This window comes from Larkinella arboricola, from assembly GCF_003259745.1.
GTDB classification, from domain to species: domain Bacteria; phylum Bacteroidota; class Bacteroidia; order Cytophagales; family Spirosomataceae; genus Larkinella; species Larkinella arboricola.
The window spans coordinates 852,666-873,435 of sequence record NZ_QLMC01000002.1 but is presented as its reverse complement, the minus strand read 5'-3'; the positions used below and the strand labels follow the sequence as shown (position 1 = coordinate 873,435).

18 protein-coding genes and 1 tRNA gene are annotated in these 20,770 nt (G+C 48.8%); 11 read left to right on the top strand and 8 right to left on the bottom strand.

All coding sequences use genetic code 11. The annotated features are described in order from the left end of the window. The first annotated feature begins 219 nt into the window (after positions 1 to 219). Together LX87_RS10740 and LX87_RS10735 are read left to right on the top strand one after the other, a co-directional pair. Positions 220 to 302: transfer RNA gene (locus tag LX87_RS10740), tRNA-Leu, on the top strand. A 315-nt stretch (positions 303 to 617) separates the two neighbouring features. Further along, on the top strand, positions 618 to 1,121 hold the full coding sequence (locus LX87_RS10735; RefSeq protein ID WP_111628194.1) for a hypothetical protein: 504 nt from the start codon (positions 618 to 620) through the stop codon (positions 1,119 to 1,121). Between the two features lie 71 nt (positions 1,122 to 1,192). Here LX87_RS10735 and LX87_RS10730 read toward each other — a convergent pair whose 3' ends face one another. Beyond that, complete coding sequence (locus LX87_RS10730) at positions 1,193 to 5,377, bottom strand: hybrid sensor histidine kinase/response regulator (protein ID WP_111628193.1); 4,185 nt, start codon at positions 5,375 to 5,377, stop codon at positions 1,193 to 1,195. Between the two features lie 143 nt (positions 5,378 to 5,520). Between LX87_RS10730 and LX87_RS10725 the strand changes: the two genes are divergently transcribed. Beyond that, complete coding sequence (locus LX87_RS10725) at positions 5,521 to 6,147, top strand: SOS response-associated peptidase (protein WP_146624475.1); 627 nt, start codon at positions 5,521 to 5,523, stop codon at positions 6,145 to 6,147. Positions 6,148 to 6,257: 110 nt separating this feature from the next. On the opposite strand, the gene LX87_RS10720 is transcribed toward LX87_RS10725, so the two are convergent. After that, complete coding sequence (locus LX87_RS10720; RefSeq protein ID WP_111628191.1) at positions 6,258 to 6,863, bottom strand: deoxynucleoside kinase; 606 nt, start codon at positions 6,861 to 6,863, stop codon at positions 6,258 to 6,260. Between the two features lie 85 nt (positions 6,864 to 6,948). On the opposite strand from LX87_RS10720, the gene trhO reads away from it, so the two are divergent. Further along, on the top strand, positions 6,949 to 7,905 hold the full coding sequence (gene trhO / locus LX87_RS10715; RefSeq protein ID WP_111628190.1) for an oxygen-dependent tRNA uridine(34) hydroxylase TrhO: 957 nt from the start codon (positions 6,949 to 6,951) through the stop codon (positions 7,903 to 7,905). Here trhO and LX87_RS10710 read toward each other — a convergent pair. Beyond that, positions 7,891 to 8,397 carry a GNAT family N-acetyltransferase gene (locus tag LX87_RS10710; RefSeq protein WP_111628189.1) on the bottom strand — a complete coding sequence of 169 codons (507 nt, stop codon included), beginning with the start codon at positions 8,395 to 8,397 and terminating at the stop codon, positions 7,891 to 7,893. The two genes, trhO and LX87_RS10710, sit on opposite strands and share 15 nt — an antisense overlap. A gap of 119 nt (positions 8,398 to 8,516) precedes the next feature. Here LX87_RS10710 and surE point away from each other — a divergent pair, with 119 nt between their 5' ends. Both surE and LX87_RS10700 read left to right on the top strand, forming a co-directional pair. Beyond that, the gene (gene surE / locus LX87_RS10705) at positions 8,517 to 9,350 is read left to right on the top strand and encodes a 5'/3'-nucleotidase SurE (protein WP_111628364.1); all 834 of its coding nucleotides are present in this window, start codon (positions 8,517 to 8,519) and stop codon (positions 9,348 to 9,350) included. Positions 9,351 to 9,363: 13 nt separating this feature from the next. Then, the gene (locus tag LX87_RS10700) at positions 9,364 to 10,932 is read left to right on the top strand and encodes a GH3 family acyl-acid amido synthetase (RefSeq protein ID WP_111628188.1); all 1,569 of its coding nucleotides are present in this window, start codon (positions 9,364 to 9,366) and stop codon (positions 10,930 to 10,932) included. 102 nt (positions 10,933 to 11,034) lie between these two features. On the opposite strand, the gene LX87_RS10695 is transcribed toward LX87_RS10700, so the two are convergent. After that, complete coding sequence (locus tag LX87_RS10695; RefSeq protein ID WP_111628187.1) at positions 11,035 to 11,670, bottom strand: LysE family translocator; 636 nt, start codon at positions 11,668 to 11,670, stop codon at positions 11,035 to 11,037. A gap of 7 nt (positions 11,671 to 11,677) precedes the next feature. Further along, positions 11,678 to 12,226 carry an NUDIX domain-containing protein gene (locus tag LX87_RS10690; RefSeq protein WP_111628186.1) on the bottom strand — a complete coding sequence of 183 codons (549 nt, stop codon included), beginning with the start codon at positions 12,224 to 12,226 and terminating at the stop codon, positions 11,678 to 11,680. A 69-nt stretch (positions 12,227 to 12,295) separates the two neighbouring features. Between LX87_RS10690 and LX87_RS10685 the strand changes: the two genes are divergently transcribed. The 3 genes from LX87_RS10685 to LX87_RS10670 all read left to right on the top strand — a co-directional run bounded on the left by LX87_RS10685 (position 12,296) and on the right by LX87_RS10670 (position 15,516). After that, positions 12,296 to 13,294 (top strand): cation diffusion facilitator family transporter, encoded by a 999-nt coding sequence (locus tag LX87_RS10685; protein WP_111628185.1) that lies wholly within the window; start codon positions 12,296 to 12,298, stop codon positions 13,292 to 13,294. Positions 13,295 to 14,404: 1,110 nt separating this feature from the next. Next, a complete protein-coding gene (locus LX87_RS10675; protein ID WP_211325291.1) occupies positions 14,405 to 15,046 on the top strand; it encodes a Crp/Fnr family transcriptional regulator in 642 nt (213 codons plus the stop codon). An 80-nt stretch (positions 15,047 to 15,126) separates the two neighbouring features. Next, complete coding sequence (locus tag LX87_RS10670; RefSeq protein WP_111628183.1) at positions 15,127 to 15,516, top strand: RidA family protein; 390 nt, start codon at positions 15,127 to 15,129, stop codon at positions 15,514 to 15,516. Positions 15,517 to 16,014: 498 nt separating this feature from the next. Here the strand turns inward: LX87_RS10670 and LX87_RS10665 are convergent, their stop codons facing one another. Beyond that, positions 16,015 to 16,509 (bottom strand): hypothetical protein, encoded by a 495-nt coding sequence (locus LX87_RS10665; protein WP_146624474.1) that lies wholly within the window; start codon positions 16,507 to 16,509, stop codon positions 16,015 to 16,017. Between the two features lie 359 nt (positions 16,510 to 16,868). Here LX87_RS10665 and LX87_RS10655 point away from each other — a divergent pair, with 359 nt between their 5' ends. After that, positions 16,869 to 17,801, top strand: coding sequence for a TIM barrel protein (locus LX87_RS10655; RefSeq protein ID WP_111628180.1), 933 nt, complete (start codon positions 16,869 to 16,871; stop codon positions 17,799 to 17,801). A gap of 71 nt (positions 17,802 to 17,872) precedes the next feature. Here the strand turns inward: LX87_RS10655 and folE are convergent, their stop codons facing one another. After that, the gene (folE, locus tag LX87_RS10650; protein WP_111628179.1) at positions 17,873 to 18,607 is read right to left on the bottom strand and encodes a GTP cyclohydrolase I FolE; all 735 of its coding nucleotides are present in this window, start codon (positions 18,605 to 18,607) and stop codon (positions 17,873 to 17,875) included. Beyond that, a complete protein-coding gene (locus tag LX87_RS10645; RefSeq protein ID WP_111628178.1) occupies positions 18,570 to 18,986 on the bottom strand; it encodes a 6-pyruvoyl trahydropterin synthase family protein in 417 nt (138 codons plus the stop codon). The genes folE and LX87_RS10645 overlap by 38 nt, the downstream gene beginning before the upstream one ends. A 322-nt stretch (positions 18,987 to 19,308) precedes the next feature. On the opposite strand from LX87_RS10645, the gene LX87_RS10640 reads away from it, so the two are divergent. After that, positions 19,309 to 20,673, top strand: coding sequence for a Gfo/Idh/MocA family protein (locus LX87_RS10640; protein WP_374755120.1), 1,365 nt, complete (start codon positions 19,309 to 19,311; stop codon positions 20,671 to 20,673). The last annotated feature ends 97 nt before the right edge of the window (positions 20,674 to 20,770 follow it).

Genomic DNA, 20,770 nt, shown 5'->3' with positions numbered 1-20,770 from the left:
TGATGACCAACCCCGCCCGGCACGGCTGGCATCCTGCCTGAACTGCTGTATAACCAAGACGTTACGCATTGATGGACCCACCAGGCACTCAGGGGCCAAAGCCGCCAGCCCCAAAGCCCTCACGCACGGGTTTTGTCATTTTTTAGGGAATCTGATTTGCACCTTTGTTTTTTTCGGGCAAATCTCTACTTTTGCATCCACAAAAAACGCCGTATACTTGTCCATGTGGTGGAATTGGTAGACACGCCATCTTGAGGGGGTGGTGCCGTCAAGGTGTGAGGGTTCGAATCCCTCCGTGGACACAGAATAATTTTGAAACCGTCAAATTCGCAAAATTTGACGGTTTTTTCGTTTTAGAATGGTCCTTCTCTCCCAAAAGTAGTTCCCGGTTTCCAATTAGCTTCAACGTTTTCCGAACCTGGCGTTTGGCGCCTTCAGATAAACCTTCTGGGTACTTATGCCTGGAAGCGGTAACGCATCAGGACTATCCCAAAACAGCATGGCGCTTTGATTGGCTGGCAGAGTATAGCTCTACAGAAAACGAAGGGTTGTTAGCCTGTTCTTTTTAGGGAATATTCTTTCTATATTAGCCTACCATCATTCTAACTCCAGAAGCTATGCTATCCCTTCTTAAGCTTTCCGCTCTGAGTTGTATCCTGTCCTTCATTTATTCGACGGTTTCAGCCCAGCACTGTAGTGATCTGCTTGCCCGGCATGAAAACAAAAAGGAGGGCTATATCGGTTTTCAAACTACTTCACTCAATCAGCCGGTTGAAGTCTCTAAATCCATCGTGAAGGGCAATACCAGCTACCTGCTTCGACTGGAGGTGTTGGGCAAATCAAAGCTTCCTGACAATTTTTTGTTAACGCTTAAATTAGAAAATGGAGCTAAAATTGAAAAGAACCAGCAAGAATTGGCCAGCCACATAACAGAAGCCAACGTTCAAAATGACCCCGGAAAAGTCTATATGGTTTTTGTTAAATTGTCACAAAATGAGTTAGAACTCCTGGCTGCGAACCGCATGACCAACTATAAATTACATCGGTTTGCGGTTTCATTCAAACCAGAAAATCAGGACATCTTTCAGGAATCCATCCAGTGTTTGATAGCGGCCAAATAAGAATGGGGCAGTTCAAACGGTGTAGCTGCCCGTAGTCCCGCTGATGTTTTTCATCAGCGGGGTTCGTTATATTAGTTGTATTTATACGGTTTATGGCGTCGGGCTGAGGCCTGTTCCAGGGCGATTTTCAACACATCCAGCCGAATGGGTTTGGAGATGTAATCATCCATTCCGGCGGCCAGGCATTCCTCCCGGTCTTCCGCCATGGCATTGGCGGTCATGGCGATGATAACGGGCTGGCGACCCGTTTGCCGACGAATGTGACGGGTGGCATCCAGGCCATTCATCTCCGGCATCTGCACATCCATCAGAATGGCGTCATACGATTGCTGGTTGAGCCGGGCAATAACTTCTGTACCATTCTGGGCAAGATCCGGCCGATACCCTAACCGGGTTAACACATTCAGAATCAGCTTTTGATTCGCTGGATAATCTTCGGCAATCAGAATGTCGAGCGGATGCTGGAGGGCAAACGTGTCACTCAACTGTTGCTGGGACGGCCGGGAAACGGTGACCGGATTTTCGTTGGGATGTTTGAGTTGCTGCTGCACCAGTTCCAGAAGCTGCTGCTGGTGGATGGGCTTGGTGATAATGGCCGAAAAGAGTCCCGCATGGGCTTTACGGGTTTCTTCTCCGATGGAACTCAGCAGGATAATCGGAAGCCAGGGATGCCGTTCGCGAATAGCGCGGGCCAGTTCCACGCCGTTCATCCCCGGCATCTGCATGTCGGTCATCACCAGCTGGAAGGGCGCACTCTCGGCCAGCAGGGTGAGTGCCTGCCGACCCGAAGAGGCCGTAACGGGTTGCAGTTTCCACTGCTCAAGCTGGTTTTTCAGAATCACCAGATTGGTTTGATTATCATCGACAACCAGCACCCGCTTGCCGTCATTATCGTTGGTATTGAGCAGGATGTAATGCCGTTTGGACTGCTGGCTGAGCTGGCAGCAGATGGTAAAGGTAAAACAGGTTCCCCAGCCTTCCTGGCTTTCAACGCTGATCTGCCCCCCCATCAGTTTGACCAGACGCTCGCTGATGGCCAGCCCCAGGCCGGTTCCGCCGTACTTCCGCGTCATGGACGAATCAACCTGCGAAAACGCTTTAAACAACCGCTGGATTTTATCTTCCGAAATCCCGATACCGGTATCCCGAACCTGAAAAACCAGTTCCAGTTCCTGCTCACTGATGCGCCGTTGAACGTCAACCCGGATAAACACCTCGCCTTTGTGCGTAAATTTGACCGCGTTGCCCACCAGGTTCACCAGAACCTGCCGAAGCCGTAATCCGTCGGTAATAATTTGCAGCGGAACCTGCGGTTCAAACTGATACACCAAATCCAGCCCATTCTCCGCGGCTTTGCTGGCAAACAGATCCAGCACATCTTCAATACAATGCCGCAGATCGACATCGTTCGACTCCAGTTCCATACTGCCGGATTCGATCTTCGAAAAATCGAGGATGTCATTGATCACCCCCAGCAAATTGACCCCACACTGGAGAATGGTATCAACGTATTCGACCTGATCGCCCTGCATTTCGGTTTCTTTCAGCAAATACGCCATGCCCAGCACCCCGTTCATCGGTGTCCGGATTTCGTGGCTCATCGTGGCCAGAAAAACGCTCTTGGCTTTATTGGCTTTTTCGGCTTCTTCGCGGGCTTTCTGTTCCTGAACGCGTTGCTCGTGGAGTTCTTCAATCAGGGCCTGCAAGTGCTCCGACTGGCTTTGTAACTCTTCTTTCTGGAGATGGACCTTCGCCGTCTGATCCCAGACAATTTTTTCGAGTTTCTCCTTCTGCGCTTTCAGTGTCTGGGTTCGCAGCCGGTACAGGGCGTAGATACCCGCCATGACCAGCACCCCGGCCGTGATCCGGAACCACCAGGTTTGCCAGAAAGGCGGTTTGATGATGATCCGGAAAACCGTTCCCTGCTCATTCCAGATACCGTCATTGTTGGAAGCCTTTACCCGGAAGCTGTACTCACCCGGATCCAGGTTGGTATACGTCACCGTCCGCTTGCGGGTCCGGCTGCTCCAATGCCGGTCAAATCCTTCCAGTTTCCAGGCATACTGGTTTTTTTCGGGCAGGGAATAGTTCAAAGCCGCAAATTCGAACGTCAGCGTCGATTGATCGTGTTCCAGCGTCATCTGGCTGGACCGCAGCAGCACCGGCTGATCGAAAACCTGTAAACTGGTGATGTATACCGGCGGCACAATCGGGTTGTCCAGAATCCGGTCGGGATGAAAATAGTTCAGACCATTGATGCCCCCGAAGTACAACATCCCACTGGAAGCTTTGAAAACGGCCATCCGGTTGAAAGCCCCTTCCTGGAGCCCATCGCCCGCGTTATAATTCCGGAACGTTTCTGTTTTCAGATTAAAACGTGACAAACCGTTGTTTGTACTGATCCAGAGGTTGCCGTGCCGGTCGCGGCTGATGGCCTGAATCACGTCGCTGGTCAGGCCATTTTTCTGACGATAGGTTTTAAACGACCGGGTTTTAAGGTCAAAGCGGTTGAGTCCGCCGTTGGTTCCGACCCACAACTGGCTCTGAGAGTCTTCGAAAAGGCAGTTAATAAAATTATGGCTTAAACTGTTCGGAGCGGCTGGATTTTGTTTATAGGCCGTGAACGTACCCGTTTCGGCGTGAAACTGGTTTAGGCCGCCCCCTTCGGTACCCACCCATAAAACCCCGTTATGATCGTAACACAGCGAACTAATGTATTGCTGGCTGATGCTGCCGGGACGCGAAGGGTCCGGGAGAAAGTGCGTAAACTGACCTGTTTTTTTGTCGTACCGGCTGATGCCCGCGCCCAGCGTTCCCAGCCAGATTTCCCCTTTTTTACCCTCCGTAATGGCGCAAACCGTTTCGTGGCTGAGTCCGTCGGCCCGGTCGGTTCGTTTGAAATTGGTGAATTGCCCGGTTGATTTTTTCCACCGGCTCAGCCCTCCTTTGTAGGTCCCGACCCAGATGTCCCCGTCGCTGTCCTGGTAAACACCCATGACAAAGTTGCTGCCCAGGCTGTTCGGATCAGTCCGTTTATTTTTGTAGCGCACAAACTGGCCCGTCGCTTTCTTCAGGACGTTTAGCCCGCCCCCGTCGGTGCCAATCCACAGATTGCCTTCCCGATCTTCCAGCATCGCCATGACATTGTTACTATTGAGGCTGTTGGGATTGGTGATTTCTCGCCTGTAAAGGCCAAATTCATCGGGTTGGCGGTCCAAAAAATTGATTCCCCGGTTAAACGTGCCAATCCACATATTACCGGTTCGGTCCCGGCAAATGGCGTAAATAGACGCGTCGTTGATACCGTGCGGATTGTTTTCGTCGTACAGATACCGCGTAAAGGTACCGTCTGCATGAAGCACACTGATTCCGCCGTTTTCGGTACCGACCCACAGGTTTCCGTAGGCATTTTCGCCCAGTGAGTTCAGATCATTATGGCTAATGGAAGTGGCTACCAGTGGATTATTGAGAAAACGGGTAAATGTTTTCTGATCGGGATTTAACCGGTTCAGACCGCCCCCTTCGGTTGCAATCCAGAGCTGGCCTTTTGAGTCCTCAAACAGCTTTTTAAGGTTATTATGACTGAGCGACGTCTTATCATCGGCCTGGTGGTCAAAGCACTGGAACGTCCGGGTTTTCGCATCAAACCGGTTAAGGCCGCCCCCAAACGTAGCCACCCACAGTTGCCCGGTATGGTCTACCAGAACATCCCGAATACTCCCATAGCTCAAGCGCCCGGGCGTGCCGGACTGAGGGCTATAATGCACAAACGTCCGATTGTCGGGATTAAACTGGTCCAGCCCCCGGTCGGTACCAATCCACAGATTGCCCTGATGATCTTCCGCAATCGCCGTAACGTTGTTACTGGCCAGACTCTGGTGGCGGGTTTTGTCATGCCTGAAAACGATGAAATTGCCGGTTGCTTTATTGAACATGCACAAGCCGCCATTATCGGTTCCGATCCAGAGCCGCCCCTTGCGATCTTCGTAAAGGGTCCGGACGTAATTATCACTTAAACTGGCGGGCCGGGCCGGGTCATTGCGATAAATGGTAAACGAATAGCCGTCGTAGCGGTTTAATCCATCGACGGTTCCAAACCACAAAAACCCCTGTCGATCCTGTACAATGCTCGTAACATTGCTTTGCGAAAGTCCTTCATTGGTGGTGATGTGTTTGAAGCGCACCGCACCGGTTTGAGCTTCGGCAACGTTATAAAAGAGCAATATGACCAGCAGCGTGGTAAAAAATAATTTCATGAAAGGCCCGACAATTCGTTTGACACAACTCGCAATCCGCTTCTTCCTAGAATGCGGATAATTACTTAAGTTATAGCTGCAAAAATTGGTCCTAACTCCTCTTTTTTTTGTATTTTAGTTTAGACAATCCCCTGATCCACATTATGTGCTATTCTGTAAAAATAATTTCTGAATTAGGCCAGCTGGCCAAAACGTTTAAGGTATCGAACAAAGCGCCGGAAAACGAAGACTATAACCCCTCCGAAAAAATTTCCGGATTTGCCCATCCGCTGCTGCCCGTCATTTCGCAGGAAAACCCGGGCGAAATTCAGCTTTTCAAATGGGGGCTGATCCCGTCGTGGGCGAAAGAAGACAAAGCCGATGAACTGGCGAATATGACGCTAAACGCCCGCGAAGAGTCGATTTTTGAAAAACCATCGTTTAAAGACAGCATCGGCTCCCGACGCTGCCTGCTGCTGGTGGACGGTTTTTACGAATGGCGGCACGAAAAGAAGGAGAAAATACCGTATTTTATCACGATGGCGGACGGCAAACCGTTTGCCCTGGGCTGTATTTACTCGGTCTGGAAAGGCCAGCCCACGTTCTCGATTGTGACTACCCGGGCCAATCCGCTGATGGAATACATTCACAACACCAAAAAGCGAATGCCGTTGATGCTCAGCCACCAGGAAGAACGGCGCTGGATCAATCCGGAACTGTCCAAAACCGAAATCCAGGAATTGATGCAGCCGCTGGACGAATCGGAGATGAAAGCGGAAATTCTGGCGTAAAGCGGCTCTGTCAACCATTGGCAGGCCCGACATAAACAGGTGTGAGGGTTCGAATTCCTCCGTGGACACAGCGATGATGGGCCTCATCATCGCTGTGTCGTTACCACTTTCTACAACACAAACCGATCCACCTCGGCAATCACCGATTTCAAATCAGCCGGCTTGTTGACGTAATCCAGCGTATTCACATCAATAATCAGCAATTTCCCGGCGGTGTAGTCGGCCACGAACGCTTCGTAATACCGGTTCAGATTGGCCAGGTAGTCAGGGCTGATGGATTGCTCATAGGCCCGGCCCCGCATCCGGATTCGTTCCTGGAGCCGGGGCAGTCCGGCGCGGAGGTAGATCATCAGGTCGGGTGGCCGCACCAGACTGAGCATGTTTTCAAACACCCGCCGGTAGGTCTGGTAGTCGCGCGGGCTCATCAGGCCGCTTTCGAACAGATTCCGGGCAAAAATATGGGCGTCTTCGTAGATCGTTCGGTCCTGCACCACCGACTTCCGGCCTTCGTTGATGACTAGCATCTGCTCAAACCGGCTGTTCAGAAAATAGATTTGCAGATTAAACGACCACCTAGCCATATCTTCGTAAAAATCAACCAGATACGGATTACCTTCAACGGCTTCCTTTAAAACATCCCAGCCGTAATGAGCGGCCAGGAAGGTGGCCAGCGTAGTTTTCCCGGCCCCGATATTACCCGTTATCGCAATGTGCATAAGCGCCTGATTTAATCCCAACGTGCTGGTCAGGGATACTTTTTGTATCTTTGTGTGTTTACCGAAGACAGGCATCCACTGAGTTATGAAGCCCTATCGCGTTTTATTATATTACTGCTATACAACCATTGAAAACCCCGAGCAGTTTCGGGATGAGCACCACCAACTCTGCATTCGCCTGAATCTGCTGGGCCGAATCATCGTTGCCGCCGAAGGATTGAACGGAACGGTGTCGGGTTCGCCCGCCGACTGCGAGGAATACATGCGGGTGGTCAAAGCCGATCCGCGCTTTGAAAGTCTGGAGTTTAAAGTGGACGAAGCCGACGAACACGCGTTTCAGAAACTGAACGTGCGGCTGAAAAGCGAGATCGTTAATTCGGACCTGCCGGTGGATCCGCTCGTCCGTACGGGCATTCACCTCGAACCCGAAGAATTTAAAAAAATGAAGGACGAGGAGGATGTCGTGCTGATCGATATGCGGTCCAATTACGAACACTCCGTCGGCAAATTCAAAGGGGCCATTACCTTCGACATGGAAAATCTGCGCGAACTGCCGCAGCATCTGGACGAAATCAGGCACCTGAAAAACAAGAAAGTCATTACGTACTGCACCGGCGGCATCAAGTGCGAAAAAGCCAGCGCCTACCTGCTGGAGCAGGGCTTTGAGAACGTTTACCAGTTGCACGGCGGCATCATCAAATACGGTATTGAAGCCGGTGGCGAGGATTTCGACGGCAAATGCTACGTGTTCGACAACCGGGTCGCGGTGGATATTAACCAGGTCAACCCGGTTGTCATTTCAACCTGTTACCGCTGCGGTTCGCATACTGACCGGATGATCAACTGCGCCAGCCCGGCCTGCAACAACCACGTAACGCTCTGCGAAAACTGCGGAAACGAGCACCAGGGCACCTGCCGGGACGAATGCAAAGCCGACCCCAACCTGCGCCCTTACGACGGAACCGGCTACTACGCCAAAGAAACCCGCGGGTATTCGCCGTTGCTGGGTTACCGGAGCCAGCAGGCGTCAATGAGCCACTAGTTCTTTTTCCAGCACAAAATCATTCATCCAGTACGGCCCGATGGGAATGTCTTCCTCCCGGACCATCTGAAAGCCCAGCCGTTCGTAGAACTGCCGGGCTTTATTGTATCGGTTTACGTTCAGGTACAGTCGGTTACCACCAGCTGTCAGACTCCGGCGAATCACTTCGTCCAGCAAAAGCCGTCCGGCACCCTTGCCCTGTTCGGCGGGCAGCACGTAAATTTTGTGCAGTTTAAACCGCTCGGGCTCGGCCGGATTTCGGGAAAAAGAAGCAAAACCGGTCAGTTGCCCCTCCTCATACACCAGCACAAATTCGTGCTGTTCCTTTATCATCTGGTCCAACAGTGCTTCTTTCGAATAGATGGTCTGGAACATGTAATTGATTTGTTCCTGATCAAGAATGGCGCGGTAGGTGGGCTCCCAGATTTTCTCCTGTAGGGCAATGATGGCATCAATATCGGCCACGGTGGCCGTCTTCAACTCATACGACATAAAATGAAGCAGTTAATTACACAAAAGTAGTTTACCAAGCGATAAAACCCGTAAACAAGCCTTTCCCATTTCATTATTGCTTACCTTTGACATTCAGTAAACACGCAAACATGATTACCATGTCGGAACAAAAACCGCTCATATTGGTCTCGAATGACGATGGCATCAACGCCCCCGGCATCCGGACCCTGGTGACTTTAATGAAACAACTGGGTGATGTTGTGGTGGTTGCTCCCAGTAGCCCGCAGTCGGGAATGGGACACGCCATTACCATTGCTTCGCCCCTTCGACTATACGAAGTTGACCTTTTTTCGGGTACGCCCGCTTACGAATGCTCCGGCACCCCCGCCGACTGCGTGAAACTGGCCAAACACTACGTGCTGAAAGAGCGCGTTCCGGATCTGGTTGTAAGCGGTATCAACCACGGCAGCAATACATCGATCAGTGTGCTGTATTCGGGCACTATGTCGGCGGCCATTGAAGCCGCCATCGAAGGCATTCCGGCCATCGGTTTTTCGCTATGCGATTATGCCCACAACGCCGATTTTACGCATACACACGATCATATCCTGAAAATCGCCGGTCACGCGCTTGAAAACGGTATTCCGAAAGGAGTGGCGCTGAATGTTAATTTCCCGGCCAAATCCGACCAGCCGTTGCAGGAAATCCGGGTTTGCCGGCAGGCCGACGCCCGCTGGCAGGAAGAGTTCGACGAACGCAAAGACCCCTACGGCCGGAATTATTTCTGGATGGCGGGCAAGTTCGTCAACAACGACACGGGCGAAGATACCGACGAATTTGCCCTGTCGCAGAATTGTACGTCTGTGGTTCCGTGTCAGCTCGATCTGACGGATTACAAGAACATGGAGACGCTGAAAGGCTGGAACCTCAACGCACGTACGCAGACTCTTCTGGATTCGCAAGCCACCGAACCCACCCCACAAACATCCTAAATCCACTGGACCGATGGCCTTTTTAGGAAGCTTATTGAAACGAGGGATTTCGTTGACCAACATAGTCAGACGGAAAAAGCTGAATCCTCTGAAATTACAGAAAAAAACGTTTATCAAGCTGATTGGTAAAGCCCGCTATACGCAGTTTGGCCAGGCCTTTCAGTTTGAAGACATTGAGAATGCCGCTTTTTTCGACGAGGGCAAGGAGTTTTACCGGAAGTACCAGGAGAACGTTCCTATTTACGATTACAACCGGATTTACAAAGAGTGGTGGCACCGCTCCATCAAGGGTGAAAAAAATGTTTGCTGGCCCGGACGGGTAACGTATTTTGCGCTGAGCTCCGGCACCTCGGAAGCGGCTTCGAAATCCATTCCGGTGACCAAAGCCATGACCAAAGCGATTCAGAAAACCAGCATTCGGCAAATTCTGAGTCTGAGCCGCTACCAGCACCTCCCCTCCCAGCTTTACGAAAAAGGCATGCTGATGCTCGGCGGAAGCACCCGGCTCAACTACCGCGACAACCACTTTGAAGGCGACCTGAGCGGGATTCAGGCCAAGCAGATTCCGTTCTGGTTTCAGAAGTTTTACAAACCCGGCAAAGAGATTGCGCAGGAACAGGACTGGGCGCTGAAACTGGACGAAATTACGGAGCAGGCTTCGCAGTGGGACATTGGCTTCGTCGTGGGCGTTCCGGCCTGGATTCAGTTGCTGATGGAGAAAATCATTGCCCATTATAAGGTCAAAACCATCCACGACATCTGGCCGAACCTGATGGTTTTCTGCCACGGCGGGGTTTCGTTTGAACCGTATCGGAAAGGCTTTGAACGGCTGCTGGCGCATCCCATCACCTACATTGAAACGTACCTGGCTTCGGAAGGCTTCATTGCCTACCAGAGTCACCCCGATGCGGAAGGGATGCAACTGGTGCTGGATAACGGCATTTTCTTTGAATTTATCCCTTTTAATGACGAGAACTTCAACGCCGAGGGTGAGGTGGTGGCCAAACCCCAGACGCTGATGATCGACGAGGTGGAAGAAGGCCGGGAATACGCCCTGTTGATTTCGACGGTTTCGGGTGCGTGGCGGTATCTGATTGGCGACACCATCCGGTTTGTTTCCAAAAAACGCTGCGAAATTGTCATTACCGGCCGGACCAAACACTTCCTGAGTCTGTGCGGAGAACACCTCTCAGTCGACAACATGAACAAAGCCGTCGAGCTGGCTTCACATGAACTGAAAATCAACGTTCGGGAGTTTACGGTGGCCGGTATTTCGCAGGATACCCTGTTTGCCCACCACTGGTATATCGGTACCGACGATCCGGTGGATGAAACGGTTTTAAAAAATTTAATCGACGCCAAACTGAAGGAGCTAAACGACGATTATGCCGTTGAACGGCGGCACGCCCTCAAGGATGTGTTTGTAACGGTGCTGCCTTCGGCAACTTTTTATAAATGGATGGAAGCGAAGGGCAAACTAGGTGGCCAGAACAAATTCCCGCGCGTTCTGAAGAACAACCTGATTTCGGACTGGGAAGGCTTCCTCAAAACGCAGGGCATCGAACCGCAATCGGTCCGCTAAACCAGGCAAGTGTAGTCCTGTCTGCTCACTCGGAATATCCCTTCCGTACACCGCGTGGGGCCGTGTCCAGGTAGCTTCCGGGAGCCCCTGCACAGAAGGTGGCTATTTTAACATAGCCACCAGCGGATCGTAAAGCCGGGTCCAGGCCAGTTGCAGGGCGATAAAAATAAAGACGATGCCAGTGACCCGGTTGAAGGTCAGGACCACTTTGGGCGTAAAAAACCGTTTCAGTTTGTGCGCAAAGATGGCCAGGGCCGACTCGGTGGCAAAAATACCGACCAGACTCGCCGTCATAAACACATAGCATTCAGCCGGGCTGTAATGCAGGGAGTTGGTCAGGTAAGCCGCCAGCGTTACCCAGGTGATAAAATTGATCGGATTGATAGCATTCAGGACAAAACCCGTCGAAAAATAATAGATAAAATTACCGAAACGGGTTTTCGGATACGCCAGACGGGGCGTTCCTTTAAAGAGATTGGCAATGCCCATTGCCATCAGCAGCACAACGCCAAATAAGGTCAGGTATAACTCAAAGCCGTCAATTTGGGGTAAAAAAGCCGTGCCGAACAGGGCGCAGACCACGAAAATGGCGTCGCAGACTACCACACCGAACGCAATCTTGATTCCGGAGCGATAGCCGTTGTCAACGCTGTTTTGCAGGAGTGAAAAAAATACGGTTCCAAACGTCAGACAAAGTAAAATTCCTGCAACTAAACCGTATAAAATCGCTAAAATCATTGTACTCTCAAATCTGTTTCAACCGCGCCACTTTCAGCAGGGCGCAGACACTGAGCGCGTCGGTTATCTGGTTATCCATTACCATTTGAACGGCATCTGACAGTAAAACCCGCCGGATTTGCAATTGTTCAGTTTCTTCCGGCTCATGCTCCCCCTGCTTCAGTTCTTCGGCGATGTAGAGAAATCCTTCTTCGTCGGTGGCCGAATTGGAAGTATGAATCCGGCCAATTGGGGTCCATTTCCCGGCTTCCAGACCGGTTTCTTCTTTCAGTTCCCGCTGAGCCGATTCAAGCATGTCCGTGCCGATGGGTGCCCCACCTTCCGGCACTTCCCAGGAATATTCTTCGAGTGGATACCGGTATTGACCGACCAGGTACGTATACCCGTCCTGATCAATGGGCACCACCACAACGGCTTTGTTCTTGAAACTGACCACGCCGTAGATTCCGGGTGTGTTTGACGGCGTTACGACCTCCTCATGCCTGATCTTCAGCCAGTTATTTTCGTACGCAATCGTTGAAGTAAGCGTTTTCCAGGGATTTTCGGTAAACTCCATGACGACAAAGGTAACGAGAAATCCTTTACACTTTGCTACCTTTGCAGGCTATTACCCACCATTGACTACATGCAACCCAGTCAGCGCACGAAATACAAATGGATGACCATCTCGCTGGTTCTGAGCGTTGCCCTGATGCTGCTCAAATTCGCGGCCTGGTGGCTGACCTCCTCAACGGCGGTGCTGACCGATGCCCTGGAATCCATTATCAACGTCATTGCCAGCGGGTTTGCTCTCTACAGTATTTACCTTTCGGGTTTGCCCCGCGACCGGAACCATCCCTATGGTCACGGCAAAATTGAGTTTTTTTCGTCCGGGTTTGAAGGCGCTCTGATTCTGTCGGCGGGCGGGTTTATTATTTTTCAGGCGATTGAATCGTTTTCCAATCCGCAGCCCATCACGTACTTGGGCTGGGGCGTCGCGTTAATTGGTCTGACCGCCGTTGCCAATGCTCTGGTGGGCTGGCTGCTCATCCGAAATGGGCGCTCTACGAACTCGATTACGCTTATGGCCGATGGCCGACACCTGCTGATTGATAGTTTGAGCAGCGTCATGGTTCTGGCGGGTCTGGGCTTCATTGAGTTAACCGGTCTGGCCTGGTTGGACGGCGTTCTGTCACTGATTCTGTCGGCGGTCATCATCTGGAACGGTTTTGGTCTGATCCGGCATTCGGTGGCGGGGTTGATGGACGAAACCGACCTATCCCTGCTCCAGCGCATTCTGACTATTCTTAACCAGCACAAACGCCGTAACTGGATTGACGTCCATAACATGCGCGCCCAGCGCTACGGCGCCGACCTGCACATCGACTGCCACCTGACGTTGCCGTATTACTGGACGCTGGCGCAGGTTCATCAGGAAGTTCATGAGTATGAGGGGCTTCTCAAACAGGAAATCGCTACAGAGGTTGAAATTTTCGTTCATGCGGACCCTTGCCTACCCGAATGCTGCTCCTATTGCCGCATCACTGATTGCCCGGTCCGGGCGCACACTTTTTCCGGCGACATTGTGTGGACAATCGCGAATATCTCTACCAATCAGAAGCACTTTGTTACCGAATCGGCGTAACGTTTAACCTTTCCGTTTTCAAAAAATTCATAAAATTCCTTTTAAAAAGCTTGGTGAATATATTCTTTTTTGTAATTTTCGGAGAGAATTTAGTGCTCAAACGAGATACTTAATTCAGGTTGTATTCATATCCCGGTTAAAAAGGGCCCCGCATTCGATGCTGAGGCCCTTTTTCCTTTCCAGGGGAATTCCAGGGGAATTTGCCATAAAACTGGGGAGGTTATTAAGCGGTATCAATACCCGGTTTAACGGTTTGTTCCTGAAAGGCGGCTTCGAGCCAGCCAGCATAGCGTGTTTGTTTGTGATGGTTCACAACATTCGCGACTGTTTGCCCATTTCTTAGCTAGTTATAAAGTACACTGGTTCAACTTATTAGTTGTCATCAATTTTTCGATTAGTAATATCGGTAGCGCATCTATAGGACTACTTTCATGGTATTCGTTTCCGGAACATGTATCAATTGAAGAAGCTAAGGATAAACTCAAAAAGTACGTAGTGGATATCGATCAATTTAAGATTCGCAGTTTCCACACGGACCCCAGATATTTTCCTGAACCACACCTTGTTCGGAATGACTGGAATAATATAAAAATAGTGGCTGTTACAAAAGTCGCTACCCACGCTAAGTGGCTCTAAAATCGGCGTTTTCAAGCTAATCCATAGCCAGTAAATAGCTAACAAACCCCACTTTCTGGCCCCTACCAGACTTTTGCCATAGCCACTGCTTATAGGGTAGCCTGTCTACAATTTATCGTAGATGATTCAGAACCACTTTCTCTTTATCACTGGCAGAAATTTCAACGACAGCATCTAAATTGCTTTTTGAAGTCATCTTGAAGCCCTTTTGGATAAAAGGATTTATCCCGCTTAGAAAACGATGGCCGGATTGCGGCTGTAGAACGAACTTTTGCATGGTTAAACCATTTTCGGAGGATCACTAAAGAGTGTGAACAGACGACCAGCCGTGCAGAATCATGGCTGATGTGGATAAACTGTGCGTTGATGTTGAACCGATTGACCAAACGACCGAATAATATTTCCCACCACATTCTTAAACCGATTCCCCAGTCTAGGTATGCCTAAGGCTGCCCAAAGGCTACTAATTTAACAATGCAACAAAGTCGAACAGAAGCAGAAACCAAAACAATTTTGGGGAAGAAAATTATATTAAAAATGGACAGTTCTATCAAAAAAAATGACACAGACTTATTTAAGAGCCTTACTGATAATGAGTTTCTTGAGATAAAAGACCTTTTTCAGTATAATAAATACAAAAAAGGAGATTTTATTATTACAGAAAACAGTATTGTTAAGCACGTTTATTTTATTCAATCGGGCTTAGTTAAACTCTCCTATTTTGATAATGATAATAAAGAATTTATTTTATCATTCGCTCATGAAAATTGGTGGGAAACAGACTTTTCTGCTTTTTACAACCAGACCAAATCATCATTAGCCCTTCAATGCATAGAAGACACAGAAACTTACGGTTTGAGTTTTGATGATTACCTCACGATATTGGTTAAATACAACTTGTCAAATTATTTCCTTGACAAATCCATAAAAGGGCATATCGCCAGTCAAAACAGGATTCTTTCCCTATTGAAAAGCAGTCCTAAAGAACGATACGAACAATTTCTGCAGTTATACCCGTCGCTTTTGCAAAGAATCCCAAAATCTGTTTTATCCTTATATCTTGGCGTTTCGAGAGAAACGCTAAGCCGATTGTATAAAAGAAGCCAAAGAAAGTGATTTCGGTCACACCTATATCACAAAAGATAGTGGGAATTTTGCATCAAATAAATTGATGTAAAATTTAAACAAATCAAGCAATGGAAAAAAACATTATCAATCCCTGGTCCTGGCAAGATGCAAGAAATTATGTACAAGCAGTAGAAGTAAAAAATATTGAAGCCACTTTATACGTTTCAGGACAAACAGCTATTAGTGATGAAGGTATTTCAAGTAACGAGAATATGCGTTCGCAATTAATCCAGACCATTCAAAATTTAGAAAAAGTTATTCGGAAAGCTGACTATGACTTGAAAAACATTGTAAGATTAAATATTTACACAATTTCAAACACTGAATTACTTGAAAATTTTGACATCATTCAAGATTGGATAACTAAAAACAATATCAAACAGACATCCACCGTATTGGAAGTAAAAAGTCTTTTTGAAACGCTAAAAGTTGAATTGGAAGCCACTGTAGTAAAATAAACGGCTTATATGTAGTGATCCTATAGATGCGCGACTGTAATGGTAGCTTTGAGCCCGAGATGGTTCCCAACCGTCAGCGTACCTTAGACATTAAAATTGACTAATGTTTCATATTGCACAATCACGCTATTTTCAATAGTTCACTTTTCAGAACGCACTTCAATCCTTTTTAATAAACGTTGTATACAACGTTTATTAAAAAGGATTGAAGTGCACATTAGCTTACTGTTTGGCCTTATGAACAGATGATTGAATAATAGTCAGACTATTAATTCCATTCCATTGTAAAAGTCTTAAATACGCCCTACAAAAAACAATACAAGAAAATGTCGTAAAGCGATCTAAAATCGCATAGAGAAATGACCCAGAGGATGCTCAACCGGCTTTTACAACAACCACGAAAGTTATAAAACAGAGTTGGGAGCAGTACGTTTCCGCAGATGGCCAGCTTCCTGAACTTTTTCTAGATGATCAGTAAAGCGTCATATAGGTATCTTCTTAATTTAATTTATTACCTGTTTTATCGATTGCATAGTTCTCCTCTATACTAATACTTAAATAATCAGTTTCTTCATTAACATCTTTAAACTTAGTAGCATTTGACTTATAAAGGATAGACTTATAGTTTTTATCAGAATATTCTAAAAACTGCCATTCTGCTTGTGCATTATTTTTTATTGTATACCTTTTTTGATTACTTTCTAAATTCCCTTCATCTCTGACTATTATTTTATAAGAGAGCTCCTTCTGATCCGAAAAATATAATGTTAAAAATTGCTTATTAATAGTTCTTATGTAACTTACAGTGGGATTATTATTAGTTTCATATCTACCAGGTATTATATATACTTCTCCATTTGCTCTTTTCCAGACAGTGATACATTTATCATCTGACAAGCAATAGAATGACTTTACACCATCAACTGTCAAGGCATTTATTACTGAATAAAAAACAAAACCTAATACCACTATTATTCCTGCTATTTTTAGCATTTTAGTCCTATTGGTCTCGGCTTTGTTACGTCTCTTCATTCTTTCTTAAATTCACCCTGTTTAACTACATTATACCCTTCTCTCGCAGATCTGTGAGTTGTCTATTCCTCTCTAACTCTGGCAAATGGACAAGCTCCATCAGCAAAAATAATGGCTAAGCGGAGACTATCATTTGAACAGTCTCTGAGTACCTCCAAATTTATCGTCTAACAGTGGTTGTTTCGTCTGAAAAGTAGCGAAAATCAACGCATTACGGGCCATAACTAATACTGCCCTCTGGAAACCTCCATCAAGCCAACCTTTTTCGTTATCTTGCCACACAATGCATCCCACGTTGGGAACCGCTAACCTCAACTTCTATGTTTTCACGTCGCAATTTTTTAAAACAACTCGGCGCGCTGACAGCCGCTTCGGCAGCCCTGCCCGTTCTGGCCGAAACCGCAGCAAAAAAATCGTTCTTCGAAATTTCGCTGGCCGAATGGTCACTTCACAAAGCCCTGTTTGCGAAACAATTCACGAATCTCGACTTTCCGGGGCTTGCCAAAAAAGAATTTGGTATTGAAATCGTTGAATACGTCAACCAGTTTTTCAAAGACAAAGCGCAGGATGCTACTTATCTTAAGGAGTTGATGATGCGCTGCAAAGACAACGGTGTTCGGAATCACCTGATTATGATTGATGGCGAGGGCTATCTGGGCGAAACCGATGCAGCCAAACGGAACGAAGCCGTTGAGAAACACAAACCCTGGGTTGAATGCGCCAAAACGCTGGGCTGTAAGACCATCCGGGTAAATGCGTTCGGAAAAGGGACGGAAGAAGAAGTTGCCAAAGCCGCCGTGGAAGGTCTGGGCAAGCTCGGCGAATTCGCTAAAACCATGAACATCAACGTCATTGTTGAAAACCACGGCAGCTATTCGTCGAACGGCCAGTGGCTAACGGGCGTAATGAAGCAGGTTAACATGAAAAACGTCGGTATTCTGCCCGATTTCGGCAATTTCTGCATCAAACGCAGCAGCGGTTCGGAATGGGGCGGCCAATGCGTGGAGGAATACGACCGCTACAAAGGCGTCTCTGAAATGATGGCCTATGCGAAAGGCGTCAGCGCCAAAACGCACGATTTCGACGCCAACGGCAATTGCACCGACATCGATTATATGCGCATGATGAAAATCGTGAAAGACAGCGGTTTCAAAGGCATTGCCGGAATCGAATACGAAGGCACCAACCTAAGCGAATTCGACGGCATCAAAAAAACAAAAGCGCTCCTGGAGCGCGTAGGAACAATGATTTAACAATTAAAAGTGAAGAGTTAAGAGTTTAGATGCGTTAGCCAACTCTTAACTCTTCATTCTTAACTTTTAACTTAAATAGCTGCGGTGGGTTCGCTGACGTGGCGCAGGAACTCCTGGCGGGTGGCTTCGTCGTCTTTGAATTTGCCGCCGTAGTGCGCCGTTACCGTCGAACTATTGACATCCTGCACACCGCGCATGGAAACGCACAGGTGCCGGGCGTCGATGATCACGGCTACGTCTTCCGTTTGCAGCACTTCTTTTAACTCATTGGCAATCTGCACCGTCAGCCGTTCCTGAACCTGCGGGCGTTTGGCAAAGTACTGCACAATCCGGTTCAGTTTCGACAGACCAATCACTTTTCCGCTCGAAATGTAGGCCACGTGAGCGCGGCCCAGGATGGGCACAAAGTGGTGTTCGCAGTGCGACTGAACGGTAATATTTTTTTCTACCAGCATTTCCTTGTACTGGTATTTATTTTCAAAAAGAGCCGCTTTCGGCTTATTATCCGGATTCAGACCACTGAAAATTTCCTTCACGTACATTTTAGCCACGCGTTTGGGCGTTCCCTTCAAACTATCGTCGGTCAGATCCAGCCCGAGAATATTCATGATCTCGCGGAAGTGTTCTTCGATACGTTCTATTTTGGCTTCGTCGGTCAGGGCAAACGCATCCTCACGCAACGGCGTTTCGAGGGAAGACGCCATGTGGTCATCACCGATCTCCTCGACCGTCAGCTCATTCAATACGTCAAAATTCAGGTGATGGCCGTTAGACCGGGTATTCAACGAAGTTCCGTTCGGTTTCATAGAGTCTGATTTTCAAATCCAGGGATGAATCAAGCTGGCTGCGCAGCGAATCGTAAATCACGATGGCAATGTTTTCGGCGGAGGGATTAAGGCTTTTAAATTCTTCGGTGTCCAGATTAAGATTTTTGTGATCAAATCGGTCCGTGACCTGAGATTTAATCAAATCGCTCAACACCTTCATATCCATCACGTAGCCCGTTACCGGGTTCACTTCGCCGATGACCTGAACGATCAGTTCGTAATTATGGCCGTGAAAATGAGGATTGTTGCACTTGCCAAACACCCGTTGGTTCTCCTCCTCCGACCACTCCGGATTATGGAGACGATGAGCCGCATTGAAGTGCTCTTTCCGGAACACCGCCACCCGTTTTTTATCCATTCTGTCAGCACCGGTTACCCGGATTTACGATTGTTAAACTTCTCGACCAAAATGTCGTCAGAAAGGTTGTCTGCAACACATTTAAGCCGTCAAGCGGTGGGACGATCCGCTTTCTGGAGAAATTTCAGTGAGTTTCGGCAATATAACATACCGGTTTCTGATTTGGTTCATACGGGCTGTTCAATGGCCCGATTTATCCAGAATCCGTATATAGGGTATGGGATAGGATAATACCGTCCCTTTAATAATCGGAGCATTTCTTGGCGCTACGAATATTTTCCGTTTTTTTTACAACCGAGTCTTATTCCAAATCCAGAAACCGATACCCTTGAAAACAAACCGCCGTCATTTCCTGCGTTCCGCAGCCGCTACCGTTTCCTCCGCCCATCTGTTTCCAACCGTTCTAACCGGCGCTCCGGCGCAGAACCAGAAAGTTCGGCTGGCTTTCATTGGGGTTGGCGGGCGCGGTCGCAGCCACGTTGAACAGGCGCTGTATCGGGATGATGTCCTGATCACGGCCATTTGCGACATTGACCCCGACGCGATCAACCGCACCAAAGCGATGATCCGGAAAGCCGGGCGTCCGGAAGCGGCCGTTTACGGCAAATCGGATGAGGACTTCCTGAACCTGCTCAAACGCGACGACATCGACGGTGTGGTCATTGCTACCCCCTGGGAATGGCACGTTCCGATGGCGGTTGCTACCATGAAAGCCGGAAAGTACGCGGGCGTGGAAGTATCGGCGACGGTCACACTCAAGGAATCGTGGCAGCTGATCGACGCATCCGAAAAAAGCGGAATGCCGTGCATGATTCTGGAAAACGTCTGCTACCGGCGCGATGTCATGGCCGTTCTGAACATGATTCGCCAGGGTATGTTTGGCGAAATGCTCTACGCCCACTGCGGTTACCAGCACGATTTGCGCAACGTCAAATTTAACGACGGAACCGTTAATCAGGGCGTTGGGGCCGAATTTGGAGCCAAAGGTTACTCGGAAGCCCGCTGGCGCACCCAGCACTCGGTAGACCGCAACGGCGATCTGTACCCCACCCACGGTCTGGGACCGGTAGCCCACTGGCTGGATATTAACCGCGGCAACCGCTTCACCCACCTTACCTCAACGGCTACCAAAGCCCGCGGTCTGCACAAGTACGTGGTTGATAAAGGCGGTCCGAATCACCCCAATGCGAAGGTCAATTTCAAGCTGGGCGATATTGTCACCACGGTTATCCAGTGTGCCAACGGCGAAAACATCGTCATCATGCACGACACCAACTCCCCCCGCCCCTATTCGCTCGGCTTCCGGGCGCAGGGAACGCAGGGCATCTGGATGGACGACGGCAAAACCATTTATATTGAAGGGACCAGCCCCAAACCGCACCAGTGGGAACCCTTCGGACCGTATCAGGAAAAATACGATCACCCGATCTGGAAACGCCACGCTTCAGCCGCCGAAAAAGCCGGGCACGGCGGTATCGACTTTTTCGTGATTCGGGCGTTCATTGAATCGGTAAAACGCAAAGTGCCGCCCCCCATCGACGTGTACGACACCGCCGTCTGGAGCGCCATCAGCCCCCTGTCGGAAGAATCCATCGCCAAAGGCAGTAAACCCATTGAAATTCCGGATTTCACGCGCGGCAAATGGAAAACCAACAAGCCGATTTTTGCCCTCACCGACGAGTATTAATACGGCAAATTTCACGGGAATCGAACGGAAATCCACATTAATAAAAAATTTTAAAATATCTTGTATGGCCGTTCTCACGTAACGGGCACAAATACTT